This window comes from Saccharicrinis aurantiacus, from assembly GCF_947489045.1.
Taxonomy (GTDB): domain Bacteria; phylum Bacteroidota; class Bacteroidia; order Bacteroidales; family Marinilabiliaceae; genus Saccharicrinis; species Saccharicrinis aurantiacus.
In genome coordinates, this window is record NZ_CANLCN010000001.1 from 462,337 (window position 1) to 484,232 (window position 21,896).

The window sequence follows — 21,896 nt, forward strand, 5'->3', positions numbered from 1 at the left end:
TATCAAAAAAATAGCTAGTAAGTGGCTGTTAATTAATACAACTATTATGAATAAATTTATTATAAAGAGTTTGCTTTTACTTGTGGTTTTATTTCCAAAAAATGAACTCCTTGCTCAAGAATACCCCTTTGATTTGCCAGTAGGTTTTAAAGCTAAAATGAGTATTAATACCAATAATAAGGAGGAGTATAATAATCTTCAACTTGGAACTAATATTCATGGTTTTACAAGTTCCGAAGAACGGGCTTATTTTTTACAAGCAAATCCAATAACAGTGCGTTTTCCCCATGGTCTATACTCAAATTGGTACGATTGGGAACAAGATAAAGCTAGGGTGTTTGGTACAGAGACCTTTGCCTATGATCATGCAAGCGGACCTAGAACTAAAACAATTGATCATCTTTCTACCATCCAATTAATGGATAATAGTAACATTATAGTAGGTATTGAAGGATTAAATACTCTAAACAACGCTCGAATTGACTTGGAGGGAGAAGGGTATGATATGATTTGGACCTTTAATATGAGTGCTGATGGTACAGATATGAATAATGGTTCGCCAGTTTCTGTAGCTCGATACAAAGATTTAATAGAGAGGGGATTTCAAGTTAAAGTTGTAGAAATGGGTAACGAAAATTTTTATCCAGGGCAACGCAGTTCTATAATACCGAATACTCAGGATTATATTTCACGTGCCAAATCAATGTCTGCAGCATTAAAAGCAGAAGACCCAAATATAAAGGTTTCTATTCCTCTTTTACGTCGAGAAAATTCTGCAAATCCACTTTGGAATCAAGATTTAACGCAAGATATAAGCTATTTTGATGCCATTACAATACATACTTATGTAGGTTCAAACCCTGATGATGAAACCACAAGTGACGAGGCTTATTCTACTGCTTTAACAGCCAGGGAAGTATTAAGAAAAACAATTGATGATTATCCCATGCAAGTAGCCCCAAATAAACCAATTTGGTTGAGTGAGTGGGGTGTGAAATCAGGCGGGCCTAATGCAGTATCAGCACTAGGAATGGCCGATTGTTATATTTTTATGAGTGAGAATTCTGATGTTTATGAGCGCGCCAATTGGTTTAGCGATAACGGCAAGTTAAATTCATTTGTAGTATGGCACGATGTCGATGTGAATGGCACCTTACGTCCTCGAATTAAATATCCCCTCGAAAGGACTGCCTTTGGTTCTACTTATCAAGTAATTCGTTCTGTATTTCAGAATAGTACATTATTGCAGAGTACTATGGATGCGCCACAATTAATTGATAATGTGGATGCCATTAGCGCTAGGGCTGTAGAAAAAGATGGTGTAATTACCCTATTTGTTTTAAACCTTACGGATAAAGAAGTTCCTTTTGATTTTGATATAGATGGTATAAAGAATAACAAATCGTTTACACATAAAGCGGTCTCTTATTCAACTATGGACGAAGAAGTTTCCATACCCATAGATACAGAAATTCTATCTCTAATTAAAAAAGGAGAAGGTGATATTACACTTCCAAAATTTTCCATCAATACAATTGTTTTGGATGGTGACTTATCACCTCTTCGATTTAAGAACCTGCAAAATAATCAAGAAATTCTAAGAGGATCAGATTTACAAGTTGAAGCTATTGCTGAAGATGATTATACAGAGGTTTCATTATTTGTAAATAATACTGATTTAGGTAAGCTTAACGAGGCACCTTTTGTTTGGAATTCTCATGATATTCTAGGTTCTATTATGGAGGATAGCTATACTTTGCAATTAGTTGCAATGAATACGGATGGAGAAGAGTTTAGTGAAGAAATAATTATTTATACCTCAGCACAATGGCCTTATTCTAACGATAATAAGCCACATAGTTTAACTGAAAAAGTTGAGTTTGAGCATTATGATTATGGTGGACAAGGTGTTGCTTATTTCGATAGAACAGAATTGAATACATCAAGTTATCGTAGTGACGAATTTGTAGATTTAAGTAGTGATGGCACAGTAATAAGAGATATCAAAGCAAACGAGTGGCTCGAGTTTACTGTTGATGTAGAGCAAGCTGGCTATTACGATGTGAAAGTAAATCACCAAACCAGACGTTTTCCTGAGTTCGAGCAAATAACCTTAACTCTTCCAAAAACAGGGCTAACGCTTTTGGAGAACATAATACTCACCAATACAGGCAGTGGAACTTTCTTGAATGAAAATATTGGTAAAGTACAGTTGGGAAATGGCATTCACCTATTAAGATTTCACCTATTAAACTATGGCTTCGATTTAGATTATTTTGAATTCAATCTATCATCTATTAGTCATACCATTACTTTTAATGATGGAACCAATTTTGTTAATGTTTTAACTAATGAAGATGGCAATTTTACCCTACCTAATAATCCTGTCAACGCTACAAAAGAATTTGTAGAGTGGCAAACAGCCGATGGACAGGTATTCGATGCATCAACCATAGTAACTGATGATATTGAAGTGTTTGCTCAGTGGAAAATTAAAACGTTTGCTCTTTCAATTATTTCCGATAATGGTGCAGTAACCATTTCTCCTGAACAAGATGAATATGAAATAAACACAGAAGTAATATTAACTGCATTTTCTGCAGAAGGTTATGAATTTGAATCATGGACTGGAGGCTATGTTGGATCAGAAAATCCGCTTTCAATTACTATAAGCTCTGATGCACAAATTACGGCCAATTATAACACTGCTACGGCTATTAAAGTGCATATTTCTAGTATTTTAAGTATTGGTCCTAATCCTACTTCAGGTAGTTTTACTATTCAACTGATTCAGCCCGAAGAAGCTCAATATAAAATTTACACAGCCTCAGGTCAGCTTATAGAAGCGGGTCATTTCATTAATAAAACTACGGTCGATATAAATAGCAACACTAAAGGAATTCTTTTACTCGAAATTATAACATCAAGAGGGAAAGAAGTACAAAAAATATTGCTTACCAATTAAATATAAAATTAACAGGGTGCCATATTATATGTCACCTAAATCCTTAATATTAATCATTTAAACAAATTTTATGATGAAAACAATTACAAAAATTAAAGCATGTATTGCAGTAACTGCATTACTATCAAGTACAGCGTTAAGTGCGCAAGATTATCAGGCAGTAAACTTTGAAGAAAGTCAGGCAAGTGATTGGGAATCAAACATGAGTTTTCCTATTGAAATAACAGATTTAATGCCAAGATCAGGTGCAAAGGGTCTTGTTGTATCCTATGATACTTACAATGGCTCAGCCAATCACATTGTGAATACAGCAGCTCCCGTTACAGTTAGTGGCTCAGAGAATGTTCATGTAATCGCATACATGGCTTCTGATAATATTGGAGCTAATGCTACGTTAACAATGTCGAAACCTGGAGATATGGATGGCCAATACACTCCTAGTTTTGGTTCGTTTGATGTGGAAGATACGTATCAAAGGTTTAATTGGACAAAAGCTACAGGTGCAGGAACAATTTATCCAAAACTGAGAATTAAGTTATCAAGCTCAGCACCAAGTACTTTTGCAAACTTCTATGTGGATGATGTTTTTATTTATGTTTCAGATCAATCCATTGATTTAGTTAAGCCAGAAGCTGCCACTAGTTTATCTGTAAATGCAAAACAATTAGATTGGACTCAAGGTGTTGATAATGAAACAGGAGTACAGTCAACAGTTGTTTTGCGCTCTGCTAATCTTTCTGCAGCTAATCCTGAATTATTAAATCAAGTTAGTTATGCTGTGAGTTCGACAGATGGTATAACTACTGTTGGCGATTGGAGTGTAATAGCTGTAGTTGGAGCAAGTGATGTATCATATCTTGATAATACGGCAGTGGACGGAACTGCATATGCATATGCAATCGTACATAGAGATTTAGCATTTAACTATTCAGATGCTCTTGTAAAATCTACACCAACGTCAATTAATGCAATTAGCAATTCAAAAGCACTTAAAGCATATCCTAATCCAAGTGCAACAGGTATTTTTACAATAGAAGATATTACTACTTGGACTGTATACAATTCGGCTGGTTCAATTGTTCTAACAGGCGAAGGCGAAAAAATAGATTTATCTAATTATAGCAAAGGAGTATATATTCTTAAATCAGATACATCAGTGGTTAAACTTATTGTAAAATAAGTATGTGTGTTTATTTTTTTGAAGAGAGAAGGTGAGAGCCTTCTCTCTTTTTTTTTATACAGTTTAATGTCTTTTCTTGGGTGTTTTTATTATCATCATTTCCACATAGCTTTATAAGTCGCACGTTTACTTCTTTCTGCAACCAAATTAACAATAATGAAGCATTAGTAATAATATAATAATAGGCTTGCTTTTTACATTTGATACGGATGATTAACCAAATGAAAAAAACGAAGCAATGATTAAACAATTAAAATTTAGTGCACTTTTAATAAGCTTTATTATATCTAGTCTTGGTATTTCTGCGCAAAGAACCAATGTTAGTTTTAATGCAGGTTGGAAATTTATTTTAGAAGATAATACAGATTTTTCCTTACCCAATTTTGATGATGATAATTGGACTACACTCAATATTCCGCACGATTGGTCCTTTGAAAAAGGCGTACGAGAAGGAGGAGATCAAGGTCAAGGTGGCGGTTACCATGATGGCGGTGTAGGATGGTATAGAAAAAACTTCACATTAGAGAAACATCAGCTACCAAAAACAACTTACATTAACTTTGATGGCGTTTATATGAATAGCGAAGTTTGGGTTAATGGAAACTATTTGGGAAAGAGACCATATGGTTATATCTCATTCCGTTATGATATATCAAAATATCTCAAACAAGGCAATAATCTTATTGCAGTTAGGGTAGATAATAGTTTAGAACCTTCCGCTCGTTGGTACCATCCCTGTGGTATTTATGCCCCGGTTAACTTAGTACAAGTGCAAGCCACTCATATTGCACCAAATAGTATATTTATAACTACACCCAATATTTCAGATACTGGGGCAAAGGTAAATGCTTCCTTCCGAATAAACGATTTAAGAAAAAAAATTACTGCAAAATTAACGGTTCTATCGCAGGATGGCCAAGTAATAAAAACTATCGATAAAAAGCTCGGAAAATCAGCAGAAGTGTGCTTAGAATTAGAGTTGGAGAATCCAACATTGTGGAGTCCAGACACCCCTTATTTATATAAAGCACTTACCCAAATATATGAGGGGAAATCGTTGGTAGATGAGGTCTTAACCAACTTTGGTTTTAGAACCATAGCTTGGGATACAAAAACCGGATTCTGGCTCAATGGCGAAAATACAAAATTAAAAGGAGTATGCGAACATTGGGAAGGTGGCCCAATTGGAGGAGCTTGGACTAAGCCAATGTTACGATGGAAATTGCAGTTGCTCAAAAATATGGGCATCAATGCAATTCGTCCTTCACACAACCCAACGCCGCCTATGTTTTACGATATATGCGACGAAATTGGCTTGTTGGTTATGGATGAAATTTTTGATGGGTGGCATAAAAAAGCCCCACAAGATTATGGTAAGCAGGCATTCAACAATTGGTGGAAACATGATATAGAAGAGTGGATCACCCGCGATCGTAATCACCCAAGTATTTTTGCATATAGCCTAGGGAATGAAACACATAGTGATATAGCCCCCGAATTGGTAAAATTTAGCAGAAGTATTGATAGTACACGTTTGTATACTTCGGGTGCCGGTAATAGCGAGGATATGGATATTATTGGCGTAAATGGTGGCTCCGAAACGCAAGCTTTTATTGAAAATAAGCGCTTCAATAAACCATTTATATCAACGGAAGCGCCCCATACTTGGCAAACTCGTGGGTATTATAGAACCCAAACTTGGTGGCGCGATAACGAACTACCAAATACTTATCCACTGCCTAATTTAATAGAAAAGGAAATCTTTTTTTATGAAGGTTTAGATCCTAAAAAATGGAAGAATAGAAAACAACGTTTTAATTCATCATATGATAATGCCACTGTTCGTATTTGTGCGCGTAAAAATTGGGAAGTCATGCGCGACAATCCATGGATTAGTGGTCATTTTAGATGGACAGGGTTTGATTATTATGGCGAAGCAGGATTGGTTCATGGTGGTTTGCCCTTTAATTTATTTATGGGTGGAGCCCTCGACGTTGCCGGATTCAAAAAGGACTTGTATTATTTTTATCAGAGTCAATGGACCAATGAGTTAATGCTTCATATTTTACCAAGTTGGACACACCCTAGAATGGAGAAAGGCACACTTATACCTGTTTGGGTTTATTCCAATGCCGATGAGGTAGAGTTGTTTTTAAATGGAGAATCACTGGGTAAAGATAAGCCTGGCAAAGTGTGGGATCAAATGCAGTGTGAATGGATGGTACCATACCAAGAGGGTAAGTTAGAGGCTATTGCCTATCAAAATGGGAAAGAGGTAAAAAGAGTGGTTTTAAATACCAGTAAGCAAGCTTCAAAATTAGTAAATAGTATTGAGGCCTTGCCTGCCGAGGAAGGCTTTTTAGCTAGCTATATTTTAAGCACTGAAGGCATGGATAATGAAGGGAATTTATATCCCTATGGAGAGAATAAAGTATATTATTATACACAGGGAGATATTCGTAAAGTATCCATGGAGAATGGTAATCCTATTGACCCAACAAGTCGCACCAAATCTGATTTTAGAAGTTTATTTTTTGGTAAAACAAGGTTATTCCTCGAAGAAAAGAACAACGCCAAAAATGCTTCGGTTATTGTAGCTTCTATACTTGGCGATAAGGCACTTTATATATCTAATAAAATTGCAATTGATGCCCAGTTAATGACTATCCTAGGTCAGGATAATACCTCAAATTTGACCATAAAATATACTATCGATGGTTCAGATCCCATAAGTAATGGTATCAACTACAGTGAACCTTTTGAGGTGCAAAGTGGTACTTTGGTTAGGGCTATCATAAAACTAAATGATAGCATTGTTTTACAAATGGAAGAACTATTCGGCCATAATGAAGGCTTGTTTTGGGGCGATGCACATTCTGCCGATATGTGGATTGGAAGGGGTGTTAATATTGCTGCTGAAGATGCTATTTTAGAAGGTAGTGCTGAAGTAAGTGATAAAGCGCATCGCTATAAGGGAAGCGGATTTGTAGTTTTTAACGAAAAAGAAGGTGCTATAACTTGGTACCGCGAGAATGATGGCGAAGCTGGCGATTTTAGTATTCGATTCAGATACATGCACAACAATATTGGAAACCTTCATCCTATGAAATTATACGTAAATGATGCGTATGTAAAAACCTTTGATTTTAAAGAAACAGGAGGATGGGAAAAAGAGTGGAAATTCGTAACAACCATTATTAATTTACAATCGGGTGCAAACCATATTCGTTTAGAAACTACAGGCAAAAGTGGTCCTTTTATTGATGAATTATTTATTGATTAAACTCGTGTGTTAACGAGTTATACTTTCCATTTAATCGTTTAGAGACCGATTATAAAAATCCCACACTTACTGCAAATGTTCAGTAATTGTGGGATTGTTGCATCAAAAGTACTAGCAATTCTACCACAGTACAAGAAAAAAAAAAGATGGAAACCTAGTTTTGGTGTTACCTAATTCTCTCTTTTGAGAAATTCCTTAACACTAAAAAATTAGGATGAAAAAACTGTATCTTATTCATAAAATTCTTTTTGTACTGCTTATTCTATTGTTGGGATGTAAGCAGCCCAAACAAGAAAAACCTAATTTCCTTTTCATTGTAGCTGATGATTTGGGATATTCTGATTTGGCTTGCATGGGCAGTGGATTCTACGAAACGCCCAATATTGATGCACTCGCAAGTAGGAGCATGATTTTTACTGATGGATATGCAGGCTGTCAGGTATGCAGCCCTTCTAGGGCAACTATTCTAACAGGGCAATTTACAGCCCGTCATGGAATAACGGATTGGATTGGCGCTTTAGAAGGAGAACAATGGCGCAATAAGAATCGCAATACAAAGTTATTACCGCCGAGCTATCAACATCATATGCCTAAAGAAGTGCTTACACTTCCTCAGGCTCTTAAAAAGAATGGTTACTCTACCTTTTTTGCTGGAAAATGGCACCTTGGAGGAGATGGGTTTCTTCCAGATAATTATGGATTTGATATTAATAAAGGGGGTTACGAACGAGGTGGCCCTGCTGGTGGTTTCTTTGCACCTTTTGGCAATCCTAAGTTAAAAGATGAATCTAAAGGCGAAAATTTAAGTATGCGTTTGGCAAAAGAAACTGCCGAATTTATGCGAGCCTCAAAGGATACTCCTTTTTTAGCCTATTTATCATTTTATGCAGTGCATGCACCCATCCAATCTACCAAAGAAAGATGGCTCAAATACCGCAATAAAGCCGAGGATATTGGAATTGCAGCCAACGGATTTGAAGAGGGGTATTTTTTACCCATGCGTAAATATCAGGACAATCCAGTCTATGCCGGGCTAATTGAATCGATGGATGAAGCTGTGGGTTACGTATTAAATAGCCTTCGTGAATTAGGATTATCAGAAAATACAGTGGTTATTTTTACCTCTGATAACGGAGGAGTTACTTCTGGAGATAATTATTCAACCACCTGTCATCCTTTAAAGGGCGGTAAAGGTTACCAATGGGAAGGTGGTATTAGGGTGCCATTTATTGTAAGTGTTCCCTGGATGAATCTTCGTGGGAGATTGAATAATACGCCTGTTATTGGAAGTGATTTTTACCCAACTATGCTAGATTTAGCAGGCTTGCCTTTGCAAAAACAAGCGCATCTCGATGGTCGTAGTATTGTGCCAGTTCTTCAAGGAGAAACCCTTAGGGAGCGCCCTATGTATTGGCACTATCCACATTACGGAAATCAAGGCGGACAGCCTGTTTCAATGATTCGACATGGAGATTGGAAGTTAATTTATTATTGGGAAGATGGGCACGATGAGCTCTACAACCTGGTAAAAGATTTACATGAAGATTTTGACTTATCAGAAGAATATTCCGAAAGACGAAAAAGTATGCGTAATAGCTTATTTACATGGCTTGATGGGGTAAATGCAAAAAAACCTCAAAAAGATCCAAACTATAATGCTGAAGCAGAATCAAGAACCATTGCGAGCATGAAAACAAATAATCTAAAGAAATACGAAAAATTAAGAAGGGATATGCTCGATAAAAATTGGGAACCCAATGATAATTGGTGGGGAAGTATACCCACCATTGATTAGTTGATGAATAAAGATAAACCTGAGCAAATGAAACGGATTTTACTAAATGCCATAGTAGTATTAATGAGTATTACTGCTATGGGGCAGCAACAACATAATTATACTATCAACTCGAAATGGAATTTTATTAAGAATAATAGTATTCAGGATATTACCGCTTTTTCATCGTGTAAAAACACAGCCGAAATAGTTAATTTACCACATACTTGGAATAGCACCGATGTTATTGATGAAGAGCTTGGTTATTACCGTGGTGCTGGTTGGTATTCAAAAGAGTTAAGTATACCTACAGTGTATCAAGACAAAGAGTTATTTTTATTTTTCGAAGGAGCAGCAACAAAAGCTGATGTTTATATTAATAATACGCTGGCCAAAAGCCATATTGGAGCTTATACTCGTTTCTCGGTTCCAATTTCATCGTATATCAATTTCGATAATACCTCCAATAAATCTACTTTTAATATTACTGTTAAGGTTGATAATTCATACCATGATGATTGGCCAACCTTAAAAGGTGATTTTACCTTATTTGGCGGGATTTATAGAGATGTAAATATCATTATAAAAGATAAAGTTCATTTTAATTTTGAGGAGGATGCTTCCAATGGTGTTTTTATTACAACACCTACGGTAACAAAGGAATATGGCGAAGTAAATATAAAAGCCAATCTGCGTAATAATGCATCAGTAGATTCTAAAGTAAAGTTAGTCACAAAAATTTTTGGGCCAGATAATATTTTAGTGCAACAAAAAACGAAAAAAGTAAATCTAAAAGCCAATACTTCTATACATTATAATGTAGCATTAAACCCCATAGAACATCCGCAATTGTGGTCGCCTACATCGCCCAATTTATATAGAGTAGTAGCTGAAATAGTAGATTCAAAAACAAATCAAATTATTGATGAAGTGGTAAATCCCTTGGGTTTTAGATGGTATCATTTTGATGCGCAAGAAGGGTTTTTTATAAATGGCGAACCATTAAAGCTAATAGGTGTAAATCGTCATCAAGATTTTAAAGGTATCGGCAATGCATTGCCAGATCATATTCATATCGAAGATGTATTGCGAATGAAGGAAATGGGGTGCAACTTTTTACGCATAGCTCATTATCCGCAAGATGCTGCTATTCTCGAAATGTGCGATAAACTCGGTATTTTAACATCAGTGGAAACACCAGTAGTAGATGTAGTTACAGAATCAGAAGAATTTGCTAAAAATTGCTTAAGTGCACACCGCGAAATGATTAAGCAGAATTTTAATCATCCAAGTATCATTATTTGGGCATACATGAACGAAGTATTATTGCACCCACCCTATAAATTAGATGATCCAAAGTATAAATCATATTGCAATTATTTAAGAGGCTTGGCACAGCAAATTGATGATTTATCTCGTACCGAGGATGCTGAGCGATACACCATGCTTGTATTTCATAATAGTATAAGTAAATATAAAAATGCAGGACTGACCGAGATTCCTCAAATTATAGGCTTTAATAACTACTTTGGTTGGTATGGCGGTAGTTATGAGAAAGTAGAGGACCGATTCTTAGAGTATAGAAAAGGCGTAAAGCAAGCTATCTTAATAACCGAGTATGGTGCCGGAGCAGATCCTCGTTTACATACTTTAGAACCAACTCGATTTGATTTCTCTCAAGAGTATGCAACGGAGTATCATAATCATCTTTTAAACTTAATAAAAAAGACCCCCTATATTGCTGGCTCAAGCCTGTGGAATTATGCCGACTTTAGTTCTGAGGCAAGGGTTGATGCGGTTCAAAGTATCAATAATAAAGGAATAGTTTCAATTGATAGAAAACCCAAAGATGTATTTTTTTATTATCAGGCAGCATTGCTAGAAGCGCCATTTATTGCCTTGGGCACCAAAACATGGTCTCAACGCACCTATATTGAAGATGCTGTAGGAACAGGTATTTCTACCATGCCTGTTCAGGTGTTCACAAATCAGAAATCAGTAGAATTATTTCATAATGGTGTGAGTTTGGGCATAAAGGAAACCAAGAATTTTATTGCAGAATACAGCGTACCTTTTGTTAATGGAGTGAATAAACTAATAGCTAATAACCAAAGTGATGCGTATAGTCAAGATGTCTCATCCGTTAGAATAAATGTGTTACCGATTGAGCTTAATAGTTTTCCCAAAGCAGGTATCTCCATAAATACTGGAGACAAAAGATTCTTTTATGATGATTTGATAAATCAGGCTTGGATGTTTGATAAAGAATATACCAAAGGGAGTTGGGGGCATGTTGGAGGTAAACCATATGTTCGCCCTTTTAAACGTGTGCAGCAGCCCTATGGCGCTAAACAAACAATTGCAGGTACTTTAAACGACCCTATTTATCAAACACAGCTAGTTGGTATAGAGCAATATCGTTTCGATGCTCCCACAGGCTTATACGAAATAACATTACATTTTGCTGAGCTAGAAGGTAAAGAAACAATCCATTTGCCATACGACCTTGTGGATGCTAATGACGAGACAATGAGCCTAAAAAACAGAACTTTTTCAGTTTCTGTAAATGGTAATATGGTATTAAATAAAATAGACTTGATGGCAAATTATGGCTCGTTTAGAGCTGTGAAAATAAAGACTCAGGTATCGGTTAAAAATGAAGAGTCAATAGTTATCGATTTCCATAAAATTGTGGGAGAGCCCATTCTTAATGGCATAGAAATATTTAAAAAATTGTAAAATCTATAATTAGTTAAACATGAGGTATACATTAATAATTATAACAGTATTAAGTTTATTAACGTCTTGTAGCCACGGTTCTAAAAAAGTTAAAGAACCACAAGCTAAACCCAATGTGCTCTTTATTGCTGTTGATGATTTAAACACTTGGTTAGGTTGCTTAGGGGCATACTCCAATGCAAAAACACCAAATATCGACAAATTAGCTGAGCGAGGTATCTTGTTCTCCAATGCACATTGTCAGGCTCCATTATGTGGTCCATCAAGGGCATCTATTATGACTGGCTTAAGGCCATCAACAACCGGAATATATGGAATGGTGCATGATGATAAAATCAGAAGAGAAGGTAACCCTGCAACACAAGATATTATCTTTTTGCCCGAATATTTTAAGCAGCAAGGTTATCATACTATGGGCATTGGTAAGTTATTTCATTCGCATGCTCCCGATAGTGTTTTTGATGAATCAGGAGGCAGGGTGAAAGGTTTTGGCCCTTTACCTGAGAAACGATTTGTATGGGATGGCTTTGGCACTTCAGATAGAAAAAATTACGGTCGAACAAGTACCGATTGGGGAGCATTTCCTGAGAAAGATGATCTAATGCCCGACTATCAATCGGCTAATTGGACTATTGAGCGCTTATCCCAAAAGCACGATAAACCATTCTTTTTGGGAGTGGGTTTTTTACGACCACATGTTCCATTATATGTTCCACAAAAATGGTTCGATATGCATCCCATAGAGGGCATACAAGTTGCGCCTTATCAAGCCAACGATTTGGATGATATTCCTTCAGTAGGACTACAAATAAATGATTTACCGATGATGCCTTCCACAGAGTGGGCAATTGAGCATGGAGAATGGAAAAATATCATTCAGGGATACTTAGCCTGTGTTAGTTTCGTAGACCATCAAATAGGCAGAGTGCTGGAGGCTCTCGAAAATAGTGCGTATGCCAATAATACGGTTATTGTATTGTGGTCTGATCATGGTTATCGATTGGGAGAGAAGGGAACGTTTGCAAAGCATGGCTTGTGGGATCCAGCAACAAAAGCACCTTTATTGTTTGCAGCACCAAATTTGCCCAAAGGAAAAATAATCGACGTTCCCGTAGAAATGCTTTCGATATATCCTACGCTTCTGGAATTATGCCATTTACCGGCTTACGAAAAAAACGAAGGTAGGAGTTTGGTAAAAACAATGCTTAATGAGTCACAACCCGAAGTATCATCAGCCATCACCACTTATGGTTATAACAATCATAGTATTAAATCCGATGGTTTTAGGTATACGATATATGAAGATGGGACAGAGGAACTTTACGATTATAGTACTGATCCTAATGAGTGGAATAATATAGCCGACGTTGCAAAATACCAGGTTAAAAAAGAGGAGTTGAAAAAGTGCTTACCAATAAATAGTAGACTTTGGGATAGGCATTCGAACTATACCTTTCAACCTTATTTTGTAAATCAAAAAAAGCGAACAACCGGATTTGACATTAAAGCGCATTAATCCCGAGTGTATTAATAATATTATTTAATAAGAATAGAAGATGACAAAAGTTGGATTATTTGGAATTGGCCTGGATACATACTGGGATCAATTTGATGGATTATTAGATAGATTAATAGCTTATCAGAAAGAGATTGCAGATAAAATGCAAGGTTTTGGAGCCAAGGTAATTGATGCCGGATTAGTAGATTGCCCAGAAAAAGCCATTGAAGTAGGGAATGATCTAAAACAGAACGATGTAGATATCGTTTTCTTGTACGTTTCTACTTACGCACTTTCTTCTACAGTATTGCCTGTAGCACAGAAACTGAATTGCCCAATTATAATTTTAAATATTCAACCAGTTGCTGCCATCGACTACGAGAGTTTTAATAAAATGGGTGATCGTGGAGCAATGACGGGGGAGTGGTTGGCGCACTGTCAAGCATGTTCTGTTCCTGAGATTGCAAATGTTTTTAATAGAGCAGGTATTGGCTATGAGTTTATCACAGGATATTTGGGAGAGCAAGTGGTTTGGGATGAAATGCAAGATTGGATTGATGCGGCTCAAGTGGCAACTACCATGCGAAGCAACCGCTTAGGAGTACTAGGCCATTATTATTGTGGTATGTTAGATGTTTATACCGATTTAACCAAACAATCAGCTGCCTTCGGAACGCACATTGAACTTGTTGAAATGTGTGAAGTAAAAAAATATCGCGATGAAGCTACAGATGATGAAGTAGAAGCAAAAATTCAAGAGTTCCATAGCACATTTGAGGTAGTTGAAGCTTGTGAACAAGTTGAAGTTGAGCGCGCCGCACGAACCTCTGTTGCTCTTGATAAATTGGTAGAAGCGCATCAATTGGGTTCAATGGCATATTATTATGAGGGAGAGACCGGAAATGACTATGAAAATATTGTTACCTCGGTTATTGCAGGAAATACATTACTAACCGGTAAAAACATTCCTGTAGCTGGTGAGTGTGAAGTGAAAAATGCACAAGCCATGAAAATTATGGATGCCTTTGGTGTTGGAGGTTCTTTCTCTGAGTTTTATGCCATGGATTTTACCGACGATATCGTGATGCTAGGACATGATGGTCCTTCTCATTCTGCCATTGCTGAAGGAAATGTGCAATTAGTGCCACTACCCATTTATCATGGAAAACCCGGCAAAGGATTATCTATTCAAATGACTGTGCAACATGGACCTGTCACAATCTTATCTGTTGTAGAAGATAAAGAAAAAGTATTTTTATTGGTTGCCGAGGGTGAATCTGTAGAAGGGCCAATTTTACAAATAGGAAATACGAATAGTCGTTACCGTTTCTCCATAGGAGCCAAGGCATTTATGAATCAGTGGTCAAAACAAGGTCCTGCCCATCATTGTGCCATAGGTGTTGGACATATTGCTGATAAAATAGAAAAGTTAGGCCATATTTTAGGGCTCGATGTTGTGAAAGTTTGCTAGCATTATTCAACGTATTCGTCAGTTATTATTCAGGTGTTATAAAAGGTTATATATGCAGTTAGAAGTAGTTCGGTTGGTTAAAAATAGTTTGTACATAGTTGTATTATTGGGCTTACTATGCAGTTGTAATTCCTCAGTTCAAGTCACAGATTTGCGTTGCGAATACCGTAAAAACCCTTTGGGTATTGATAACGTAAATCCTCGTTTGAGCTGGAAGATTAAAGATTGGAATAATACGCGTGGGCAAAAACAACAGGCTTATCAAATTTTGGTGGCAAGCAGTGCTAAACTTTTAAATTCTAATAAGGGTGATCTTTGGGATTCTGGACAAATTAACGATTCTGAATCTGTAAATATTATTTATGCAGGAACCTCTCTACTATCAGGACAACAATGTTATTGGAAACTTAGAATATGGGATGCTACTGGTCAGGTTTCAGATTGGAGCAGAAGTGCTTATTTCACAATGGGGCTTTTGCAAGCCACAGATTGGACAGGCGATTGGATCATGAAAGAAGATCAACATAAGAAGGATCATAATTGGTACCGTAAAACCTTTACAATCTCGGAGAAGGCCACTTCTGCGTTCGTATATCTTGCTTCATTTGGTTATCATGAGTTATATGTAAATGGTGAAAAAATTACAGATAATTGTATGAATCCGGTATCCTCATATATGAAAAAGCGAATCCCTTATCTAAGCTATAATATTACAGATAAATTAAATCCGGGAGATAATGTTATTGCAGTCTGGCATGCAGCTGGTTGGGCTCGTTGGCGACGTGTTAGAGAGTATCGTAATATTCCTTTTGTATTTAAAGCTCAGGTTGAATTAACCTTAGGCGAAAAAGAGTTATCCTTTTCAACAGATAAGACATGGAAATGTAAGAAAAGCCATAGCGAATATTATGGAGATTGGGATATTTTGCGCTTTGGCGGAGAAACAATTGATGACCGTTTACTAGAACAAAATTGGAATGCTGTAAGCTATGATGATAGTAATTGGTCTAAGGCAATTGTATACAGTGCAGCAGAACAAAATGCAAAGTTACACGATGGACCTAACATTAGTTTTGCCGTAAATAGTAATAAGGATAGAACATTAAGAGCCGAATACAGCGATATAAATGTTGAGTTAAGCGCTCAAATGGTTGAACCGCAAGTGAAGTTTAAAACGGTAAAACCTACTGCTATCAAAAAAAATAGCAACGGAACCTATTGCATTGATATGGGCGTAAATTATACAGGGTTTTTCGAAATGAATTTGTATAATGGAGCTGAAGGTGATTCCGTGTTATTTGAAATAGCCGATCAGTTAGGTGAGACTTCTACTTGGAAACAAAAGAGTAAGTATATCTATGGGAAAAGTGGTAAGGGCCAGTTTACAAACCGTTTTAATTTAGCAGGAGGAAGATGGATTACAATTTACGGCCTCAGTTATAAGCCCAATTTAGATGATATAAAAGGTTATGTAATCACAAGTGACCGGAAACAAATTAGTAAGTTCAACTCTTCAAACGAGCTGCTAAATCAAATTTATCAGATAAACCTAGATACCTATATAGCCAATACTATTGATGGCATATTGGTTGATTGTCCGCACCGCGAAAGACGTGGCTGGGGCGAGGTTACTGTCGCTGCCATGTATGGCGATGCATTACCTAACTTTGAAAGTGGCGCTTATATGGATCAGTATACACAATATATGCGCGATGCTCAAGCTCGTGATGGTGGTATCAGGGGAGTAATTAATGAGGAAGATCGATTGTTCCTTATGTGGAAAGCCAACAATCCCATAACCGTATGGGAAACCTATAGAATGTTAGGGGATAAAAAAATTCTGGAAGATAATTACGATTCCATGCAAAAATGGATGACATGGTTATATGAGCATTCAAATTATGAAACTGGAGGTGCTTTAAAAATTGGGAAACAAGGCTCCCGAGAATTTCCAGGGTTGGGTGACTGGTGTACACCACGAGGCAATTTCTGGACCAGTAGTAATTCTCCCGAAGCAGCACATTTTAACAATTGTGTGTATGCCTATATGCTTAAAAATGCCGTAGGAATAGCCTCAGCCTTGGGAAAGACAGAAGATGCTAAATTATATGCAGATAGATTAAAAGTACAGCAAGAAGCAACGCATAGAATTGCCTATAATCCAGAAACGGGTTTGTATGTTGATGGTCTGCAGGTAGACCAAGCTTTTGCTTTAATATCAGGAGTAACTCCAAACGATGAAGTAACAAAAGTATACGATAATTTGGTGGATAACGTATTATATAAGTTTCCTTATTATGATACAGGGAGTTCTGGTCAGGCTTTATATACGCGCTACTTTACCGAATGTGGAGAGCGGATGGATTTGGTTTATGAACTACTAAAAGATTCGCGTCACCCAAGTTATGGTTATTTTATCCGCCAAGGTAAAACCGTATGGCCAGAGCGATGGTCAGCCATAGGAAATAGCCAGATACATACCTGTTATACAGGTATTGGCGGTTACTTCATTAAAGGATTTGGTGGGATAAGACCAGATACAGCAGATTTAGGAATGCGTAACTTTATTATAAAACCTGCTATAGTGGGTGATTTAAACTATGTCAATACTGAATTTCAATCGATGTATGGTAATATTGTTGTTAATTGGTTAAAATCGGATAATAAGGCATCTGTAAATATAGAAGTACCGGTTAATTCAACAGCTAAAGTATATATCCCTGCGCTTGAGAAAAAATATATTACAGAAGGAGGCGTACTTGCTGAAGAAGCCAAAGGGATTACCTACATAGGCTCAGAAAAAAGTGATGCTGTTGGAAATTACATTGTTTTTCATGTAGAGTCTGGTGTTTATCATTTTGAGGTAAATCAATTGCCAAATACGCTCTATCCAAGTCCATTGGAGAAGGTTGATAATTTATCCAAGATTGCTCGTATGAGTGCCTCTTCAATGTTTATTGAAGATGAGAAATTACCCGGTTTTGAAGCTTTTAAAGCTAATGATGGTAATACAGAAACGGCTTGGCAGGCAAACGAATCATCTAAAGAGTGGTTGGAGGCATCATGGCACACTCCACAAACAATCAGTGAAACTATTATTTCTGAAAAAGGCGCGAATATTTCAAGTTACCAACTACAATACTGGGATGGAGAGACTTGGAAGAATATTGTAACAGGTGACTCTTGTGGTGCTCATAAGCAGCATGTATTCAAACCTGTGACAACAACAAAATGTAGGCTTTACTTCACACAAGCCACTAACAATGTCTTTATATCAGAATTTGAAATATACTAATAAGCTGAATACGAAAGATTAAATAATAATCAAGCAAATCCGAAAATGAGATTAATCTAAATATGAAAATCTAAAGTAAGAGAGATGAAAAGAAATCTAAAGTTTTACAATCTAAAAATAAGCACACGCCTAATAATTGGCTATGTGTTACTTTTTACATTTTTCATAATAATTGGGCTTGTTGTGATTAATGCAATTAAACAGAACGATCGTAGAGCTATTCTTCAATCAGAATTGAATGGCGCTGTATCTGAGATTATGGATATTGCAAGAGCTCATGAAGTTTTCTCTATAAGAGGCGAAGAGCGTCAGCGTACTAAAATAAATGGATTATTTTCAAAAGTTGAGAAAGTAGTTCGAAATAAAACAAAGGCAACTCATTTTGAATATCCTGAGTTGAACGAAGCTGTATACTGCATCGATACAATAAAGAATGTGAAAGATGTATACTTTAAATCTAGAATGGAGTATGATTCGCTTTTATCTTTATGCATCACAAAAATAGATACCATTATTAAGTTTATCGAATTACCAATAGCCCGATTGCCTAAAGTTCATAGTGTATCGTATAACAAGCAAGCACTCGAAATGAGTAGGATAATTCATAAATATAAATTGGATTTGCTTCAGTTTAAAGCAGCGCCTGCAAAGCTTAGTTTTGAGAAAAGACATAATGGCAAATCTTTACACCGACTTAAGGGATTAGCGCGGCAAATGGATACTAGTTTTTTTATGAAAACAAGGGTTCAGAAGCAAGCCTTTATTGCCTTAGTTGAGGATTTATTAGTTAGTAACTCGGATTTTATGATGGTATCAAAAAGTTATCTAAAAGAGTCCTATAATTTCAGTTCTAGAATACAACCTATTATTAAACGATTGCGAAATACAGTTACCCAGATAAAAAAAGAAAGTGCGGATGATTTGGCTGCTGTTATTTCATTAATTTATTATTTAATAGGCGGGGTATTATTGCTTAGTTGTGCCTTATCGTTTATTATAACGCGTTCTGTTACTGATGGGATAACAGAAATTTCTCGTGTAGCATTAAGTGTGGCTAAAGGGAAATTAGGTGTAAAAATACAAAGCTCCTTTTTAACACGAAAGGATGAAATTGGTGATTTATCACGGTCTTTTGGGGAGATGACCACTGGATTAAAAGAGACAATTGATAAAGTTAAAAGCGGTGTTGAATATCTAAAATCAGCATCTACGCAGCTAAATAGTAGCTCCGAACAACTATCTACCGGAGCTTCTCAACAAGCCAGTTCTGTTGAAGAAATAAGTTCTACTGTTGAAGAAATGGTTGCTAATATAGAACAAAATGCAAGTCATGCTAGTAAAACTCAGCAGATAGCGGATATTACCATTAGCGAAGTAAAAGAGGTTACCGTAAGTACAAATGCCGCAGTAAAGAAATCAGAAGAAATATCTAAAAAAGTAATTGCGATTACCGATATCGCCCGTCAAACAAATATACTTGCACTTAATGCTTCAGTAGAGGCAGCGCGTGCAGGAACAGCTGGTCGTGGGTTTTCGGTGGTTGCTCAAGCAGTGAAGGAATTGGCCGAAAAAAGTAACGAGGCCTCTTCGTTTATCGGAAAACTATCTATGCAAGGCTATCAAATATCACAAAGTAGTGGCGATAGCTTAAATCAGGTATTACCTGAACTTGAAAAAACAGGCACTTTAATTACTGAAATTTCAGTGGCTAGTCAGGAACAAAAGACTGGGGCTAATCAGATTAATAGTGCGCTAAATAGCTTAAATGGTTTAACGCAGGTAAATGCTACTCAATCTGAAGAAATAGCCGCTAGTGCACATGAACTAAAAAATCAGGCACAGGAATTATTCGATGCCATAGCCACCTTTAATACCGAAGATGAAGAGTTTGTAAAAGACAAATCCAGGGGAGTAATGCACTTAGTCCGAAACATATTCAGGCGATCAGCATAAACTCAAATGTTTAAAATTAAGATTCGGCTTACAAATAAAATATGCACAGAATTTAAATGGAATGATTTAATGGTACTGAAAAAAATATTAGTAACAGGTTTAATAGGCCTTGGTTTTGCTTCATTGCAAGCCCAAATAAAACTATCTGCAGATTTTACAAACGAAAGATACAAAGGCGAAGCTCTGCATAGTATTTGGTCTGTTGGGAACAGGATAAGTCCTACAGCAGGGTCTAATTTAAGATCCGATTTAAAAATTAATTTGGTTAGAATGATTGGCGGTATTAAGTATAACAACGACGGAAAGCCAGTAAAGAACCTTGATTATGATCCTTGCTTGTACGATTCTATCAATAACACATATGTATATCGATGGGAGCCGTTTATAGCGCGTTTGAATAAAATTGTGAATTCGCAATCAGAGATTCTTCAAATAGTTTTGGATCAACCACCATGGGCATTTCAACACGGCTACACTTTTATCCCCAAAGGGGAATGCGATAGTATCCATTTTCGCGAAAACGAGCGAATATCTATTTACGGAAATTCCTTGCCACCAGCCGATAAAGAAGCTTATCATGAATTTATCAAGGCTTTAATGCGTAAGCTAGTAGAAACGTATGGCGAAGAAAAAGTACTGTCTTGGCGTTTTAGAGTGGGCTCCGAGATTGAAACCCCTGATCACTGGTTCGGAACCAAGGAAGATTTTATTGCACATTATGCCAATACCGAACGTGCTGTTAGAGCCATATTGCCTAATGCAAAGGTGGGGGTGCATACACGTTTCTCTGACTTTTTGTATAAAAAAGGAGGACCAAAAAATTACAAAGGCCAGCCCTTTGCATCATTTTCTAATGATTTAATAGCGTTTTGTCATGATAACGATGTGCGATACGATTTCTGGGGAATGTCTGATTATGTGATTATCTCAAATAAAGGACATCGCCAAATGGATCATAAATTTAATGAGTGTTTTGGTAGTTTGGTCAATCATCCCAAATGGAATAAAAATGCAAGCTTAGACCTAATGGAGTATGCAACCATTACATCCATGGGCGCATTGGGTAATAGTTTTGTAAACTGTGTAAGCTCTCATAAAGAGATTGTTGAGTTGGCTTTTTCAAATCAATTTTATAAACATAAAAACCAAGGCGCAGCGTACATTTACCGGTGGGGAAACCGACGAGGAAGCGCAGATCCGGTTGGGATAAAAGTACTAAATACCATGCTTGGGATGCACCACTACGAGCATCAAACAACAGGGGATGTAAGCATCTCAGGCAACTCAATTGATGCCATTTTTGCTGCAGATGAAACTTCTAAAGATTATGATGTTCTGGTTTATAATTTCAATGCCAAATCCTTGGATTATGCAGCGTCTGAGAAGGTAGAGATTTCTCTTTCTGTGGATGTTCCGGCAGGTACCAAAATGTACCTTAGAAGTTTGCACTATGGTAAGGAGCAAAATACCTTTCAAAATTTCTTAAAAGATGAGCCTAAATCAGGTTGGATAAAGAAAGGTTTTGATAGAAAAGGAGCACCATCGAGTGTGTTAAATAAAGCAGGCTTAAAAGCTTATAAAAACTACGAAAATCCAAATCCTTATCAATATGGGGCTTGGGAAGAAGTTTATACGAAGGCTTCAACCAATGGTGAATCAGGCTCAGTAATTCAGATTACCACTAGCCTTCCATCTTTTGCTTTTACAAAATTCGAATTTAAACAGAACGCCTTATAAC

Annotated in this window: 10 protein-coding genes; all 10 read left to right on the top strand. The window is 36.7% G+C overall.

All coding sequences use genetic code 11. The features are described from left to right. Positions 1–46 precede the first annotated feature (46 nt). The 10 genes from QMO11_RS01765 to QMO11_RS01810 all read left to right on the top strand — a co-directional run bounded on the left by QMO11_RS01765 (position 47) and on the right by QMO11_RS01810 (position 21,895). The gene (locus QMO11_RS01765) at positions 47–2,965 is read left to right on the top strand and encodes an InlB B-repeat-containing protein (protein WP_282035747.1); all 2,919 of its coding nucleotides are present in this window, start codon (positions 47–49) and stop codon (positions 2,963–2,965) included. A 70-nt stretch (positions 2,966–3,035) separates the two neighbouring features. Next, positions 3,036–4,145 carry a T9SS type A sorting domain-containing protein gene (locus QMO11_RS01770; protein ID WP_282035748.1) on the top strand — a complete coding sequence of 370 codons (1,110 nt, stop codon included), beginning with the start codon at positions 3,036–3,038 and terminating at the stop codon, positions 4,143–4,145. A gap of 238 nt (positions 4,146–4,383) precedes the next feature. Further along, on the top strand, positions 4,384–7,428 hold the full coding sequence (locus QMO11_RS01775; RefSeq protein ID WP_282035749.1) for a glycoside hydrolase family 2 TIM barrel-domain containing protein: 3,045 nt from the start codon (positions 4,384–4,386) through the stop codon (positions 7,426–7,428). Positions 7,429–7,642: 214 nt separating this feature from the next. After that, positions 7,643–9,223: a sulfatase gene (locus QMO11_RS01780; protein ID WP_282035750.1), complete on the top strand. Its 1,581-nt coding sequence runs from the start codon at positions 7,643–7,645 to the stop codon at positions 9,221–9,223. A 27-nt stretch (positions 9,224–9,250) separates the two neighbouring features. Further along, the gene (locus QMO11_RS01785; protein ID WP_282035751.1) at positions 9,251–11,941 is read left to right on the top strand and encodes a glycoside hydrolase family 2 TIM barrel-domain containing protein; all 2,691 of its coding nucleotides are present in this window, start codon (positions 9,251–9,253) and stop codon (positions 11,939–11,941) included. Positions 11,942–11,960: 19 nt separating this feature from the next. Next, the gene (locus QMO11_RS01790) at positions 11,961–13,457 is read left to right on the top strand and encodes a sulfatase (protein ID WP_282035752.1); all 1,497 of its coding nucleotides are present in this window, start codon (positions 11,961–11,963) and stop codon (positions 13,455–13,457) included. Positions 13,458–13,497: 40 nt separating this feature from the next. Further along, entirely contained in the window at positions 13,498–14,910 is a 1,413-nt protein-coding gene (locus QMO11_RS01795) for an L-fucose/L-arabinose isomerase family protein (RefSeq protein WP_282035753.1), read from the top strand. A gap of 52 nt (positions 14,911–14,962) precedes the next feature. Then, entirely contained in the window at positions 14,963–18,205 is a 3,243-nt protein-coding gene (locus QMO11_RS01800) for a family 78 glycoside hydrolase catalytic domain (protein WP_282035754.1), read from the top strand. Positions 18,206–18,289: 84 nt separating this feature from the next. Next, the gene (locus tag QMO11_RS01805; protein WP_282035755.1) at positions 18,290–20,158 is read left to right on the top strand and encodes a methyl-accepting chemotaxis protein; all 1,869 of its coding nucleotides are present in this window, start codon (positions 18,290–18,292) and stop codon (positions 20,156–20,158) included. Positions 20,159–20,227: 69 nt separating this feature from the next. Continuing rightward, positions 20,228–21,895 carry a GH39 family glycosyl hydrolase gene (locus QMO11_RS01810; RefSeq protein ID WP_282035756.1) on the top strand — a complete coding sequence of 556 codons (1,668 nt, stop codon included), beginning with the start codon at positions 20,228–20,230 and terminating at the stop codon, positions 21,893–21,895. Position 21,896 lies beyond the last annotated feature (1 nt).

What these genes read in the sequence shown, in the direction of transcription:
- QMO11_RS01780 (WP_282035750.1), top strand. Translation starts at nt 7,643, where the DNA reads ATGAAAAAACTGTATCTTATTCATAAAATTCTTTTTGTACTGCTTATT.
- QMO11_RS01775 (WP_282035749.1), top strand. Translation starts at nt 4,384, where the DNA reads ATGATTAAACAATTAAAATTTAGTGCACTTTTAATAAGCTTTATTATA.
- QMO11_RS01770 (WP_282035748.1), top strand. Translation starts at nt 3,036, where the DNA reads ATGATGAAAACAATTACAAAAATTAAAGCATGTATTGCAGTAACTGCA.
- QMO11_RS01805 (WP_282035755.1), top strand. Translation starts at nt 18,290, where the DNA reads ATGAAAAGAAATCTAAAGTTTTACAATCTAAAAATAAGCACACGCCTA.
- QMO11_RS01800 (WP_282035754.1), top strand. Translation starts at nt 14,963, where the DNA reads ATGCAGTTAGAAGTAGTTCGGTTGGTTAAAAATAGTTTGTACATAGTT.
- QMO11_RS01790 (WP_282035752.1), top strand. Translation starts at nt 11,961, where the DNA reads ATGAGGTATACATTAATAATTATAACAGTATTAAGTTTATTAACGTCT.
- QMO11_RS01795 (WP_282035753.1), top strand. Translation starts at nt 13,498, where the DNA reads ATGACAAAAGTTGGATTATTTGGAATTGGCCTGGATACATACTGGGAT.
- QMO11_RS01765 (WP_282035747.1), top strand. Translation starts at nt 47, where the DNA reads ATGAATAAATTTATTATAAAGAGTTTGCTTTTACTTGTGGTTTTATTT.
- QMO11_RS01785 (WP_282035751.1), top strand. Translation starts at nt 9,251, where the DNA reads ATGAAACGGATTTTACTAAATGCCATAGTAGTATTAATGAGTATTACT.
- QMO11_RS01810 (WP_282035756.1), top strand. Translation starts at nt 20,228, where the DNA reads ATGGTACTGAAAAAAATATTAGTAACAGGTTTAATAGGCCTTGGTTTT.